The 13,585-nt window shown below is 70.1% G+C and carries 10 protein-coding genes; 6 read left to right on the top strand and 4 right to left on the bottom strand.

The window, feature by feature from the left end; all coding sequences use genetic code 11:
- A partial coding sequence (locus tag ACFYML_RS19395; RefSeq protein WP_387421920.1) for a transposase occupies nucleotides 1–562 on the top strand: 562 nt, incomplete at its 5' end.
- Nucleotides 563–607: 45 nt separating this feature from the next.
- Here the strand turns inward: ACFYML_RS19395 and ACFYML_RS19390 are convergent.
- The 4 genes from ACFYML_RS19390 to ACFYML_RS19375 form a co-directional block, all read right to left on the bottom strand.
- Complete coding sequence (locus ACFYML_RS19390) at nucleotides 608–3,808, bottom strand: tetratricopeptide repeat protein (RefSeq protein ID WP_387421919.1); 3,201 nt, start codon at nucleotides 3,806–3,808, stop codon at nucleotides 608–610.
- 140 nt (nucleotides 3,809–3,948) lie between these two features.
- Entirely contained in the window at nucleotides 3,949–4,836 is an 888-nt protein-coding gene (locus ACFYML_RS19385; RefSeq protein WP_387421918.1) for a hypothetical protein, read from the bottom strand.
- Nucleotides 4,827–5,924: a recombinase family protein gene (locus ACFYML_RS19380; protein WP_387421917.1), complete on the bottom strand. Its 1,098-nt coding sequence runs from the start codon at nucleotides 5,922–5,924 to the stop codon at nucleotides 4,827–4,829. Before ACFYML_RS19380 ends, ACFYML_RS19385 begins: the two co-directional genes overlap by 10 nt.
- A 50-nt stretch (nucleotides 5,925–5,974) precedes the next feature.
- On the bottom strand, nucleotides 5,975–6,358 hold the full coding sequence (locus tag ACFYML_RS19375) for a DUF5372 family protein (protein ID WP_387421916.1): 384 nt from the start codon (nucleotides 6,356–6,358) through the stop codon (nucleotides 5,975–5,977).
- Between the two features lie 2 nt (nucleotides 6,359–6,360).
- On the opposite strand from ACFYML_RS19375, the gene ACFYML_RS19370 reads away from it, so the two are divergent.
- The 5 genes from ACFYML_RS19370 to ACFYML_RS19350 all read left to right on the top strand — a co-directional run bounded on the left by ACFYML_RS19370 (nucleotide 6,361) and on the right by ACFYML_RS19350 (nucleotide 13,528).
- Nucleotides 6,361–7,263 (top strand): PrgI family protein, encoded by a 903-nt coding sequence (locus tag ACFYML_RS19370; RefSeq protein ID WP_387421915.1) that lies wholly within the window; start codon nucleotides 6,361–6,363, stop codon nucleotides 7,261–7,263.
- Nucleotides 7,264–7,304: 41 nt separating this feature from the next.
- The gene (locus ACFYML_RS19365; protein WP_387421934.1) at nucleotides 7,305–9,005 is read left to right on the top strand and encodes a VirB4 family type IV secretion system protein; all 1,701 of its coding nucleotides are present in this window, start codon (nucleotides 7,305–7,307) and stop codon (nucleotides 9,003–9,005) included.
- Between the two features lie 2 nt (nucleotides 9,006–9,007).
- Nucleotides 9,008–11,467: a type IV secretory system conjugative DNA transfer family protein gene (locus ACFYML_RS19360; RefSeq protein WP_387421914.1), complete on the top strand. Its 2,460-nt coding sequence runs from the start codon at nucleotides 9,008–9,010 to the stop codon at nucleotides 11,465–11,467.
- Nucleotides 11,468–11,671: 204 nt separating this feature from the next.
- Complete coding sequence (locus ACFYML_RS19355) at nucleotides 11,672–12,523, top strand: replication-relaxation family protein (protein ID WP_387421913.1); 852 nt, start codon at nucleotides 11,672–11,674, stop codon at nucleotides 12,521–12,523.
- 303 nt (nucleotides 12,524–12,826) lie between these two features.
- Nucleotides 12,827–13,528, top strand: coding sequence for a hypothetical protein (locus ACFYML_RS19350; protein WP_357444080.1), 702 nt, complete (start codon nucleotides 12,827–12,829; stop codon nucleotides 13,526–13,528).
- Nucleotides 13,529–13,585: the final 57 nt, after the last annotated feature.

Genomic DNA, 13,585 nt, shown 5'->3' with positions numbered 1-13,585 from the left:
CCAGCTCACCGGCCTGGCCCGCACCAAGGCCGGGCGCGCCACGCAGCCGTCGGCCTGCGTCATCGACAGCCAGAGCGTGAAGACCTCCACCAACGAACCCGCCGCCACGCAGGGCATCGACGCCGGCAAGAAGATCGTCGGACGCAAGCGGGGCATCGTCACCGACACCCTCGGCCTGCTCCTCGCCGTCGTCGTCACCGCGGCCAGCGCCAGCGACAACACCATCGGTATCAACCTGCTGGAACAAGCCAAAGCCACCCACCCAGCCCTGTCGAAGACCTGGGTCGACGCCGGCTTCAAGAACAAGGTCATCGAACACGGCGCCACCCTCGGCATCGACGTCGAAGTCGTCACCAAAGACCCACAAGTCAGAGGATTCTCCGTGGTCAAACGCCGATGGGTCGTCGAACGCACCCTCGGCTGGATCATGCTCCACCGACGCCTGGCCCGCGACTACGAAGCCCTACCCGACAACTCCGCCAGCATGATCCGCATCGCGATGATCGACAACCTCACCAGACGCGTCGCCGACGAAACCACCCCAACCTGGCGAGACATCTGAAGGCAGCATCACTCGCAAAATACGTGAATCAGACGCCCTCTCAGATCATCCCTCGTCGGTGTTGCCCTGCTCGTGCAGCAGTTCAGCCAACTGCCAGACGGCGGGCTCGAAGCTGTCGGCGTAGCGGCGCAGGATCGTGATGGCCTCGTGGCTGTTGCCCTGCTCGTGCAGCAGTTCAACCAACACTTCGACGGCGTGCCAGTTGTCGGCGTCGGCCAGGGGGCGCAGGATCGCGATGGCCTCGTCGGTGTTGCCCTGCTCGTGCAACAGTTCAGCCAACCGCCCGGCGGCGTACAACGCGCCCGCGTCGGCTCGGCGGCGCAGCTCGTCGGTGTTGCCCTGCTCGCGTAGCAGGCCAGTCAATAGCCAGGCGGCGTGCTTGTCGTTGGTGTCGGCCAGGGGGCGCAGGATCGCGATGGCCTCGTCGGTGTTGCCCTGCTCGTGCAGCAGGTCAGCCAACTGCCCGGCGGCGTAATCGTCGCCGGCGTCGGCGCGGCGGCGCAGCTCGTCGGTGTTGCCCTGCTCGTGCAGCAGGTCAGCCAACTGCCCGGCGGCGTAACCGTCGCCGGCGTCGGCGCGGCGGCGCAGCTCGTCGGTGTTGCCCTGCTCGCGTAGCAGGTTTGCCAACCGCTGGGCGGCGTCCCCGTCGCCGGCGTCGGCCCGGGGGCGCAGGACCGCGATCGCCTCGTCGGTGTTGCCCTGCTCGTGCAGCAGGTCAGCCAACCGCTCGGCGGCGTCCCCGTCGCCGGCGTCGGCCCGGCGGCGCAGCTCGTCGGTGTTGCCCTGCTCGCGTAGCAGGTTTGCCAACCGCCGGGCGAAGTTCCGGTCTCTGACGTCGGCCCGGGGGCGCAGGACCGCGATGGCCTCGTCGGTGTTGCCCTGCTCGTGCAGCAGGTCAGCCAACCGCCCGGCGGCGAACCCGTTGCCAGCGTCGGTGTAGCGGCGCAGGACCGCGATGGCCTCGTCCGTGTTGCCCTGCTCGGGGAGCAGATCGGCCAACTGCAGGGCGGCGTCCCCGTCGCCGGCGTCGGCCCGGGGGCGCAGGACCGCGATGGCCTCGTCGGTATTGCCCTGCTCGTGCAGCAGGTCAGCCAACCGCCCGGCGGCGAACCCGTCGCCCGTGTCGGCCCGGCGGCGCAGCTCGTCGGTGTTGCCCTGCTCGTGCAGCAGTTCAGCCAACCGCCCGGCGGCGTCCCCATCACCGGCGTCGGCCTGGCGGCGCAGGTGTTCGGTGCGGATTGGCGGGTACAGGCGGTCGTGGATGAGTGCGTGGCGGAACTGCCACATGGTGCCGTTGTGACGTAGCAGTCCAAGGTCGTAGGCGTCACGCAGGAACGTGAACAACGGCCAGGGCAACTTGCCTTGCATGGCGAGGTGCAGATGGGCCAACTGAAAGGAGATCCAGGCCCACCAGCCCGCTCCCAGCCCCGCCGTGACACCGAACACGACGGCTGCGGTCACAGCCTGCCTGACCGGGTGCGGCTGAGCCGTGAGCATGGCCACGGCCACGAACACGCCGCCTGCCCCCACTCCGTACCATGCCGCGGTCAGCGAGGCGATCCGGTGAACAGCAGCATCGGTCAACGGCCCGGCCGGCCGCCTGCGGCCCCGGGCAGCGACATCCGGCACACCGATCACACCGGCTGCGACGCCGGTCAGCAGCCCGGCCAGCAACCCCGTCCACAGGCCGGCGCTCAAGATGCCCGCCGCCCCTCCGACGACCAGCCCGAACACCATGTGCAGCCCGCGACGGCCAAGCCGCACGCGGAGCCACTGCGCGCTCGGCGTCTCACCGCTGTGGAACGTGTCGGCCGCCGTGGGCCACAGCGGCGCAAACCAGCCGGTCCAGCCCACCCCAATGCCCAGCAACGCCACTGCCGACGCCGCGGCGGCCATACCCGGCCCACCCGACCATGCCCCCACTATGGCGGCCAGCCCGGCGGCCAGTACGGCGAACCCCGCCCGCCACCACCGTCCGGTCGCGACCGGACGCGCGGACAGCAGCCCCGGCTCCAGCCGCCACCACCGCAGATCACGGCTACCCGACAGGTACATGTGATACGCCAGGGTGCGAAGCCAGCCGACCGCCCTGTATGGCTGATAGCCACGGCCAGATCGCCCGCCGGCAGTCGACCCATCGCCGGCGTACGCGGTGCGCACATATTGGTCGATCAACCGGCCGGTGATCTGATCTCGAGTCGACAGCCCGAGCAGTTCCGTCGGGTCCGTGTTTGGGGCCAGGAAGGTGCCGCGGGCCATCGACACCATCAACGGGGTCGTCAACACCCGCGCCAACACGCTCCGCGGCTGCTCACCCAAGTGGTCGAGCACGGGTTTCCAACGCGTGCGCTCCGACTGCGTAGACGACAGGAATTTCACTGCGTCGGCCACGGCCAGCGGCTCAAGCCCGACGACCGCCGCCCGTGCCAGCGCACCCGCCGCGCCCACCGCTGCCCGATACTCCCGGCTGCGGCAGGTCACCACCAATGGTCGGTCCGCCGATGCCAACCCCTCCAGCCGCGTCAGCGCCTTCGCCCGCCACTTCTCGGGAAGTTCATCCAGCCCGTCGAGCACCGGCATCACCCAATACCGGCCGGCCGGACCCTGACCGGGCCGGACCGCATCGAGCAAATCGGCCGCCTCGCCAGCGGGGATCGCGAAGTCTTCCGCCAGCCGGCGGGCGACGAACGCGTTCACCGTCTCCGCCTGCGGATCCCACGACGAGATCGACAGCAGCACTGGCACCGGCTCTCCGCGACGGTGCCCGTCCAGGAGCCGATGGGTCAGCAGCAACGCCAGGATGCTCTTGCCCGCACCGGGGTCGCCCGTGACCACCAGCTGACGATGCGGCAACGCGCGGAATACCTCGACGATCTCATCGAGCTCGCCGTGCAGCGGATGCTGTGACCAGTCCGTGCCCGTCTCGCCCAGTACCATCTCCCGGTCGGCTGCGCCGGGCCCGCTCTGCGAGGAGAACCGCACCCGTAACGACAGGGATTGGTTCAGTCGCTTCCGCTGCGGATGGTCGGAACTACGCTTCAGCGCCCGGGCTGCAAGATCCTCTGCTGCCTGGGCAAGCCGGTCGCGTGCATCGCTGAGGCGGTGTTGCCTCCGCTCCGCTGCCAGAGTGGCCCCAACCAGCACCACGACCAGCGTCCACACCAGATACGGCCACCCGGGCCAGTCCACCTGCAAGGTGTTCGTGGCCAGGTTGCCCGCCAACGCCAGCGCCACGCTGAGCAGCACCAGCGTCAGCGGTGACGGCCGCCAGCCACCCGCATCCCTGCCCCGGCCCACCGACGCCTCCCACCCGACCCGCGACGGAAAGCAGTGTTACAGATCGCTGCCAGGTTGGCGACTCTCCGAACGTGTACGCAGAAAGTTCCCTAACGGTCGCTCGCTGCGGGAGGGGTCGGCTTGAGGCGGAACGAGCTGGCGACCTTCTTCCGGTAGATCTCCTGGGTCTGGGCGTCCCAGGGGATGCACCAGCGGCCCGCGCGGGTGTTGGCCGGGACCTGGCCCAGGCGCAGCCAGTTGTAGATCGCGTCAGCGGGGATGCCGAGCAGCTGGGCTGCCTGTTTGACGCTGATCTCCCCGTCCTGCACGGCCACGGTGCGGGGCGTGAAGATCTGGTAGATGCCACGCACCGCAGCGACGTGCCGCGGGGTGAAGCGCAGATTCTTGCCGGTGCGCAGGCCAGCGTCGTTGAGCATCTTCGAGATCTGAACATTGCTATGGGTAGCGCCGTACTCGCGCACAATGGCGAGGGCCTGCGGTGGGGTGCGACCTGGCCCGCGTCGCTCAACGATCAGCTCGTCGCTGGCGCCGGTGTGCCAGCGCACACCGATCCGCACGGCGTCCGAGTCCTGCTCCAAGAGAAGCGCCACATCGGCGATCAGCGTGCGCAGTAACCGCTTGCGATCGCGGTGACTTGTCGTCGGCGCGTCCCACAACCGGGGGTGATCTGCGGCCAGTGCTTGCAAGGCGTCGTGGTCGGGCACCGCGGGCTTGACTGCGCGGGCGGTTGCCAGCGCGGCCTCGGCCTCGGCGAGGGCGGCGAGTTTGGCCTCCCACCGCGTTTCGAGGGTCCGCGCCACGAGCCGGTTGTCCGGTTCGACCTGGCTGAAGGTACGTTCGGCGCGGTCGGCCTCATACCGTCCGCGTTCGACGGCCAGTTCGGCGGCGCGGTGGCTGCGAACCTGCCGGTTGATCACCTCGTCGGCAGCGGCCAGGGCGACCTGGATCTGTTGCGGGGTAACGGTCTTCAGCAACAACGTCGCGACCGTGTCGTCAACCGTATCGGCAGTGACCGTGCGGCACCGAGTGGTCGGCTCGGCGCACTTGTAGGTGACCTTGCGGTCCTTGCGCTGTAGCGGGTGCCGACCCGGCCGCCGCAGGTGCCGCACAAGATGATGCCCTGGCATGGGGCGGAGCCCTCCCGGACCGGCCGGGCACCGCGCTGGGTGTTGTTCGCGGCGAGCTTGGCCTCGGTGGTGAGGTACTCGGCCCAGGTCACGTATCCCTCGTGGTGGTCTTCGATGAGGACCGTCCACTCCTCGCGGGCCAAGCGCCGGCGGGTGGAGCGCACCGTGCCATCGGGCAGCACCCGGCGCACCTCGCGGGTCTTGCCGAACGTGTACACCCCGGCATAGGTGGGGTTCTTCAACGCCTGCGCCACCCGGGCGTGGGTGAGCTTGCCCCATTTGATCGTCCCCGCCCACGCTCCGGCCCACGCCCGTTGCGGGAACAACCTGCCCGTCGCGTGGAACGCCCGGACCGTCTTCAACGCAGACCCTGTCCGATGGAACTCCGCGAACAGGTCCTCGACCGCGCGGCGGACCTGCTCGTCGGGGTCTTTGACGATCAAGCCCTCGTCGTCGTAGACGAACCCGACGGGCAGGGGATGGCGTAGTTCACCGCGGTGGGCCGCAGCCAGCTTCGCCCCGTGCAACCGGCCGAGCAGGAAGTACATCTCGATTTCCGACATTTGGCCCTTGAGGCCCAACAGAATCTGGTCGTTCACATTTGCCAGGTCGTACACGCCATCGGCGTCGATCAGCAGCGTGTCGGTCAGCCTCGCCAACTCCATCAGCCGGGTCAGGTCGGCGTTCGAGCGCCCGAATCGTGACACCTCCAGGCCGAACACCGCCCCGACCTCGCCCATGCACAACTTCGCGACGATCTCCCGGTAGCCGTCGCGTTCGGACCCGAACCGGCCCGACACACCCAGGTCGGCATCGACGACGACGATCTGCTCGGCCAACCACCCGAGTTCGGCGGCGGTCGTCGCCAGCCCGTACTGCCGGGCGGTTGACTCGGTGTTCTGCCGCACCTGCGCCATCGACGACTGCCGCAGGTACACAATCGCCAGCCTCGACAGATGACTCGACGTGATCTTCGAGCTGGACGCCATCACTGCTTGCTCCGTGCAACAGCGATTCGACCATGTTCGCCACGACCATCACGGCCTGGCGAATGTCCCACCCGCTCACCTGTCTTCGTTCCCGGCCCGCTCGGGCCACCACCGTTCACTTCAGCGTCAGGAGCCAGTTCATGGGAATCCGCCACCGCCAACGCTGGATCGATCTTGTCGATCAGCGCCCGCGCCGCCGACAAGCCCTCCACCGCCAGCCGATCCGACGACGCCGCGACACCCCGGTCGGTCCAGTCCTGAGCCACCGTGATGCGCCGCCTCCCCTCGACCTCACACACGAAGAACAGACCATGCCGCTTGCGCTGCGTGAACAGCACAACCAAGCTCTGCCCCTTCAACGGATGGAACGGATGAGTGATCACCAATGAGTCCGAAGTACGACGAGACTGACGGGCTGTATGCGGCACGGATTCCGGCCAATGTCAACGAGGCCGACCGCATCGCGTTCGGGCTGACGTTCCGGCAGCTGGGCATCATCGGCGGTGCCGGCCTGGCCGGGTTCGGCCTCTACCGCGCGTTCGGACACCTGCTGCCGGCGGCGGCGTGGATCGTCGCCGGGGTCATCATGTTCGCCGTCGCGATCGTGGTGGCGCTCGGCCGCCGTGACGGCCTACCCCTGGATGTGTGGCTACGGCACGGCTTCGCGCTCGCCGGTAGCCCGCGCACGCTCGCGCCGGGTACAGCTCGGGCCAGCGCGGTCGCGGCAGTGGCCGGCCAGCCGAGCGTTCCGGCGCCGCTGCGCTCTCCGGTCACGGCGGTCACACCGGCCGGAGTCCTCACCAGTGAGGGCAGCGACAAGGTCCTGATCGGCTGCGGCACCACGAACATCCACCTGCGCACCGGCAGTGAGCAGGGCGCGTTGCTGGACGGGTTCGGCCGGTTCCTCAACAGCTTGACCGGGCCGGCGCAGATTGTCGTGGCCGCGCAGCGGCACGACCTGACCGTCTACGCGCAGGCGACCGTCGATTACGCGCCGCGCCTGCCGCATCCGGCGTTGCGGGCCGCCGCCGACGACTACGCCGAGTTCCTGCTCGACCTCGACAGCGAGCGGGATCCGTTGCGCCGTCAGGTCCTCGCCGTCGTCACCGGCGAGCACGCCGCCGAGGGCGCCGTCCGAGCCCTGTCCGGCCTCGGTGTCGAAGCCGCCGCGCTGGACGGCCCGGCCGTCGTCTCGGCCCTCGCGAACGCGGTCGATCCGTTCTCTCCACCGGTGCCTGGCCCCCGCGCGGTGCCCGGCGCCCCTATCACTCTGCGGAGCACATCGTGAACCTGTTGAAGCCCAAGAAGATCGCGGCGGCGGGGGAGGGCATGCCCTCCCCCGCTGCGGTGCAGGTCACCCCATGGCACGTGCAGGTCGGCGACGGATACGCCGCTACCTACGCCGTGTGCGGCTACCCGGCCGAGGTTGGCCCCGCCTGGTTGGATCCGCTGCTGTCCTACCCCGGACGGGTCGACGTGGCGGTGCACCTGGACCCCGTTGCGCCGCAGCTGGCCGCGCCGATGCTCAAGCGCCAGCGCGCCCGCCTCGAGTCCTCGCGCCGTTTGGACTCCGAGCAGGGGCGCTTGGGTGACCCGATGGTCGAGGCGGCAGCGGCTGACGCCGCGGACCTCGCCGAACGTGTCGCCCGCGGGGCGGCGAAGCTATTCGAGGTCGGCATCTATGTCACCATCCACGCCCGTACCCTCGACGAACTCGCCACCGTCACCGCCGGCGTGAAGTCAGCCGCCGCCAGCGTGCTTCTCGACTTGCAGCCGGCGACGTTCCGCCACCAGCAGGGCTGGGTGGCCACGTTGCCGGTCGGCGTGGATCCGCTGCGGATGCGCCGCATCCTCGACACCACCGCCTTGGCGGCGGCGTTCCCCCTCGCCTCGGCGGATCTCGCCGCCCCCGCCCCGGGCACCGTCGCCCCGCCCGAGGGAGCGCTGTATGGGGTCAACACGACCAGCAACGGGGTGCTGATCTGGAACCGGTGGGCGCAGGACAACCACAACTCGGTTGTCCTGGCCCGCTCCGGCGCGGGCAAGAGCTACTTCGTCAAGCTGGAAGTGCTGCGGAACCTGTACCAGGGCACGACGGTCAGCGTGATCGATCCGGAGGACGAGTACGTGCCCCTCGCCGAGCACGTCGGCGGCACCGTCGTGCAGCTCGGCCAGCCGGGCGTGCGGGTCAACCCCTTCGATCTGCCCGCCGACAACCGGCCCGACACCCTCACCCGGCGCGGCCTGTACCTGCACACACTCATCTCGGTCATGCTCGGGGCGGCGCCGCCGCCGGCCGAACGAGCCGCCCTCGATCGGGCCATCACCGCCACCTACAACCAGGCGGGGATCAACGGCGACCCGGCAACCTGGACCAAACCCGCACCCTTGCTGCGGGACCTGGCCGCGGTGCTCGCCGCTGACGACGACCCGGCCGCCGGGCAGCTGGCCGCGCGGCTGGCCCCGTGGACGGTCGGGAACTTCGCCAGCCTGTTCGATGGGCCGACCACCACCACCCCACAGGGTCATCTGGTGGTGTGGTCGCTGCGGCACCTGCCCGACGAGCTGCGCACCGTGGGCACACTGCTGGCCCTGGATTCGATCTGGGCAGGAATCGACACTCCCACGGGCGGCGGACGCCGGCGGCGGCAGCTCGTCGTGGTGGACGAAGCGTGGCTGCTGATGCGCGACGGCGAAGGCGCGCGGTTCCTGTTCCGGATGGCCAAGGCCGCCCGCAAGAGGTCAGCCGGGTTGTGCGTGATCACCCAAGACGCGGCCGACGTCCTGTCCACCGACCTCGGCCTCGCCGTGGTGTCCAACGCCGCGACCCAGGTGCTGATGCGGCAGAGCACGCAGTCCATCGACGCCGTGTCCGACGCGTTCAGCCTGACCGCCGGCGAGTCGCGGCTGCTGCTGTCGGCGCCGCGCGGGGAGGGCCTCCTCGTCGCCGGCCGCAGCCGGATTCCGTTCCGCAGTGTCGGGTCGGCCGCCGAGCACAAGATCGCCGTAACCGGCATCGGGGAGGCCTAGTGATGCCTGCTCCGACCTGGCCTGAAGAGGTCTGGCAGTGGCTCATCACCCGGCCGTGGCTGGGCGTCATCGCCGCCGCCGCCATCGTCGGCGCGGTGTTCGCCCATGATCAGGTGCTCGTCTGGCGGCACGGGCGTTTAGCGGCCGGCGCGCGGTGGCTGGCCATCGCCGCCCCGCCGGAGGTCACCGCTGAGGCGGCCGCGGCGTTCTGGACCACCCTCATGGGCGTGCTGACGCCGTCGGTGTGGCAGCGGCGCGTGTACGGCGGCCCGCACGTCGGTTGGGAGTACATCTGGGCCGGCCGTGCCTTGTCCATCCGGGTTTGGGTGCCCGGCACGGTGCCGTCCGGCGCGGTCGAGGCCGCCGTCCGGGCCGCCTGGCCGGCGGCGACCATGACGACCGAGGAGGCCAGCGCGCCGATCCCGTCCACCATCGCCGTGGAGGTGGGTGGGGCGCACTGGCCGCAGCACGCCGACGGGCTGCCGCTGCGCAGCGAGCACGACAGCGACCCGCTGCGGGCGCTGCTCGCCGCCGGCGCCGAGGTGCGGCACCGCGAACGGGCGTGTGTGCAGATCCTCGCCCGCCCGGCACCCGCCCGCCGTGTCCGCGCGGCCAGACGGGCAGCAGCGGCCACCAGCAACCATCCCCACGGGCGGCCCGATGTGGCCGCCCGCGTCGTTTCCGGCGCGGCGCGGCTGGCCATCGAGCCCCTGCTGTGGCTTTTGGATGTGTTCACGCCCGGCTCGTCGCGGCCGCGCACCGCGGCGACAGTGGGGCGTGCGGTCGAGCGGGATCCGGTGGCGACCGCGGATGCCCGCACGATCGTGGACAAGGCCGTGCGGGTGCCGCACTTCGAGATCGCGGTCCGGTTCGCCGTGGCCGCCGACGCGGACAAGACACCACCGGACACGCTATGGGCCAGGCAGATCCGCGGACGGCTCGTCGAGCTTCGGCACACCATCGCCTCGGCCGCCGCGGCCTACACCGGCCCGAACCGGCTACGGCGCATGAAGATGCCACAGCCGGTCGCCACCCTCGCCGGGCGCAGGCTGCGGCGCGGGTTCCTGGCCACCGTGCCGGAACTCGCGGCCCTCGCCGCGCTGCCGCAAGACCTCGCCGTGCCGGGCCTCGACCGAGCTCGGGCCAAGGCGGTGCCGGCGCCGGTGCAGGTGCCTTCCGGCGGGCGAGGTGTGAAGGTGCTGGGCCGGTCGCAGATCGGCCACCACAGCGTCGGCCTGAACGTCACCGACGCCCGCCAGCACGTGCATGTGGTCGGCAAGACCGGCGTCGGCAAGAGCACGCTGCTGTTGAACATGATCCTCGGCGACATCAAGGCCGGGCGTGGGACGGTGGTCATCGACCCGCGCGGTGACCTGATCACCGACATCCTCGACCGGCTCCCGGTGTCGTACGCCCGCAAGGTCGTGATCATCGACCCGGACCAGGAGAACCCGGGCTGTTTCAACCCCCTCGACGATCAGGGCGATCCGCATCTGGCGGTGGACAACCTGGTGGGGATTTTCGCGAAGATCTTCCAAGGTCAGTGGGGACCGCGGATGGACGACACGATGCGGGTGGCGTGCCTGACGCTGATGCGGCACGCCAAGCCGACCCTGAGCCTGGTGCCGTCGCTGTTGCAGGACCGGGAGTTCCGGGCCCGGTTCACGCACGGCCTGGACGACCCGGACGGGCTCGGTGGGTTCTGGGTCTGGTACGACGGCATCAACGAGCAGTTCCGCGGTCAGGTCATCGCTCCGGTGCTGGCGCGGTTGCGCGCTTTCCTGCTGCGTGACTTCGTCAAGAGCGTGATCGGTAACGCGCACAGCTCGTTCGACATGGGCAAGGTGCTCGACGGCGGGGTGCTGCTGTGCCGGCTGCCGAAGGGAATCCTCGGTGAGGAGACCAGTCGCATCCTCGGATCAATGATCGTCGCCCGGGTGTGGCAGGCCGCCATCGCCCGAGCCGCCATCCCCGAGGACCAGCGGAAAGACGCCTGCCTTTACGTGGATGAGTGCCAGAACTTCCTGACGCTGCCCGGCAGCGTCGGGGACATGCTGGCCGAGGCGCGTGGGTTCCGGCTCGGGCTCGTGCTGGCGCACCAGGACCTGGCGCAACTTCCCAGAGACGTCGCCGCAGCGGTGTCGGCCAACGCGCGGTCGAAGCTGTTCTTCACCGTCGATCCGGCCGACGCCAGGGAGTTGTCCCGGCACACCAAACCCGAGGTGGACGAGCACGACCTCGCCCACCTTGACGTCTACACCGCCTCCGCCCGGCTGCTGGTCGGCAACCGGGAACTGCCCGGCTTCACGTTCGTGACCAATCCGCCGGCGCCGGTGGTGGGTGAGGCGACGGCGATCCGGCAGGAGTGCGCCGCCGCCCACAGCCGCACCGGCGGCGAGCCGCCGTTGCAGCAGATCGCCCGTACGGCGATGAAACGGCGCATGTCCGAACGCGAACGCTGACCGGGTTGCTCGTTCGAGGGCTCGGCTGGGTGCGGCATCGGGGGCTCGTTTGGGGGTGTCTGCGACACGAGTCCCCACACGAGTCCCCTCCGCCGGGCCTGTCAGGTGCCTGACATGCCCAAACCCGCCTGATGACAGCGCCGAAAGCAAGATCAACCCGTCCAGACTCCCTACGGGATTTCTCTCTCCACGGGGTGAACACCTATGCCGCTATCGCGCTCTGCTGGCCTGCTGGCCATCTACCCCCACATCACCAGCCGTGACCGCCGGCTGCTCCACCTGCTCGACGACCACCAGGTCCTCACCACCGACCAGATCCACCGCATCCTGTTCCACGCCCGCCGCACCTGTCAGATCCGGCTCGGCGAGCTGGCCGCCCTGGGCCTGCTGGACCGGTTCCGGTTCGCCCGCGACGGCGGCGGCAGCCAACCCTGGCACTGGACCCTCGGCCACAACGGACACCGATTCCAGGCCGCCGCCCACCAGCGGCCCGATCCCACCCTCCGGGCGAGCCGCCAAACCGTGCAGCGGCTGTCGGCCAACCCGCACCTGACACACCTGCTCACCGCCAACGAGTTCTTCGTCCGACTCACCGCACACGCCCGCCAGCACGACGGGACGCGGTTGGACCGGTGGTGGTCCGAGGCGACGACCACCAAGCAGTTCCGGACCATCACCGCTGACGGGCACGGCCTGTGGAGCGTCGCCGACACCACTGCGGGGTTCTGGTTAGAGGCCGACACCGGCACCGAGCCCCTGGGCCGGGTGGTCGCCAAGCTCGACCGCTACGCCCCACTCCCCCGCCGCGGCGGGCCCCGCTACCCGGTGCTGTTCTGGCTACCCAACGCCGAACGCGAAGAACACCTGCATCGACTGCTCCAAAGTGCAGCGGCGGACGTGCCAGCAGCCACCGCGACCCAGCAGACCGAGCCGGCCGAGGCGGTGTGGCTGCCCAGCGGCGGCATCCAGCGGGTCCGGCTGGTCGACCTGCCCAGCGACCACGGACGGGCCGTGGCGGACAACCCGAACTTCGTCGACGGCATCTTCACGATCTGACAAACCCTGACCGGCACCGCCCCCGATCCCGACACCGCAGCTCACGGGCATGATCACCGTTCCTGACAGGGCCGGGGCTGTCAGGTCACGAAGCTACGGTGCTGGGCAGTTTCTCTTCTGCTCGCACCGCCGCCCGTCTGTCCTCTTTCGGATCTGCCCGCGCCAGCGGGACCACCCGCCCACCGTCCGGTCGGCTCGTGACTCCCCGCCCCGCGCCCTCTCTCCGGCAGCTTCCCGGCCCAGACGCCGCGCCCGGTGACACCACCCCCTCGTCCGCTTCCTCGTGAAGGGATCTCATCTTCCATGCCCGCCAACCATCCGATGACCGTCCGCGTCGTCACCGTCTGCTTCGCCCCCGGCGAGGACGCCGACTGGTTCGCCGCCAGCGAGAAGGTCAACGACCTGCTCCACGCCGACGGCATCCCGGCCCGCCGCTACCACGTACGCCACCGTCGCCTGCTCGGCTGGTTCACCCGCTGGTTCGGCTACTTCCTGCTCGAGGCAGCCCGCCGCTTCGGCGCGATCACCGTGGCCGCCGGCGGCCGCAAGAGTCGCCTCGACCTCACCGGCACCGCAGCCCGCGCCGCGACCAGGGCAAGCCTGCGGTGGCGGGCGTGGAACGCCCACATCGCCCACACCACCCGTCCAGCCCGCCCCTGGGAAGACTTCCTCGCCCAACACCACGCCGACCCGCGCAAAGTCCCCCTGACCGAGGCACGTCGCCGCTTCGAGCAGCAACCCCGGGTGCTCGCCATGCTCGGCTACGCCGACGGCCACACCTTCGACCCCTACGAGCTGTCCCTCTATCAGGCCGGCGAAGTCACCTACGTCGGTCTCTACTGGCGCATCGCCCTCATCGGCGATGCGCTGATCACCACCGACGGGCAACTCCTCATGCCCGCCACCACCTCGGTGGCCGACCGGTTCCGGTTCCTCAACGCCGCGTGCGCCTACCTGCGCAGCCTGCGCCGCAACGCGCGAGTATGCGCGGTCGCCATCGCCTGACACCCACACCCGAAGGCCGGTCGCAGCCCCGCTGCGACCGGCCTTCGCCATACCCAC

The organism is Micromonospora sp. NPDC007230, assembly GCF_042869115.1.
Taxonomy (GTDB): Bacteria; Actinomycetota; Actinomycetes; order Mycobacteriales; family Micromonosporaceae; genus Micromonospora.
Note: the sequence above shows the minus strand (reverse complement) of the source record. Positions and strands in the feature narration are given on the sequence as shown.

Bases quoted from the DNA above. Each gene is read 5' to 3' on its own strand.
- ACFYML_RS19370 (WP_387421915.1), top strand. From the start codon at position 6,361: ATGAGTCCGAAGTACGACGAGACTGACGGGCTGTATGCGGCACGGATT.
- ACFYML_RS19365 (WP_387421934.1), top strand. From the start codon at position 7,305: ATGCCCTCCCCCGCTGCGGTGCAGGTCACCCCATGGCACGTGCAGGTC.
- ACFYML_RS19360 (WP_387421914.1), top strand. From the start codon at position 9,008: ATGCCTGCTCCGACCTGGCCTGAAGAGGTCTGGCAGTGGCTCATCACC.
- ACFYML_RS19355 (WP_387421913.1), top strand. From the start codon at position 11,672: ATGCCGCTATCGCGCTCTGCTGGCCTGCTGGCCATCTACCCCCACATC.
- ACFYML_RS19350 (WP_357444080.1), top strand. From the start codon at position 12,827: ATGCCCGCCAACCATCCGATGACCGTCCGCGTCGTCACCGTCTGCTTC.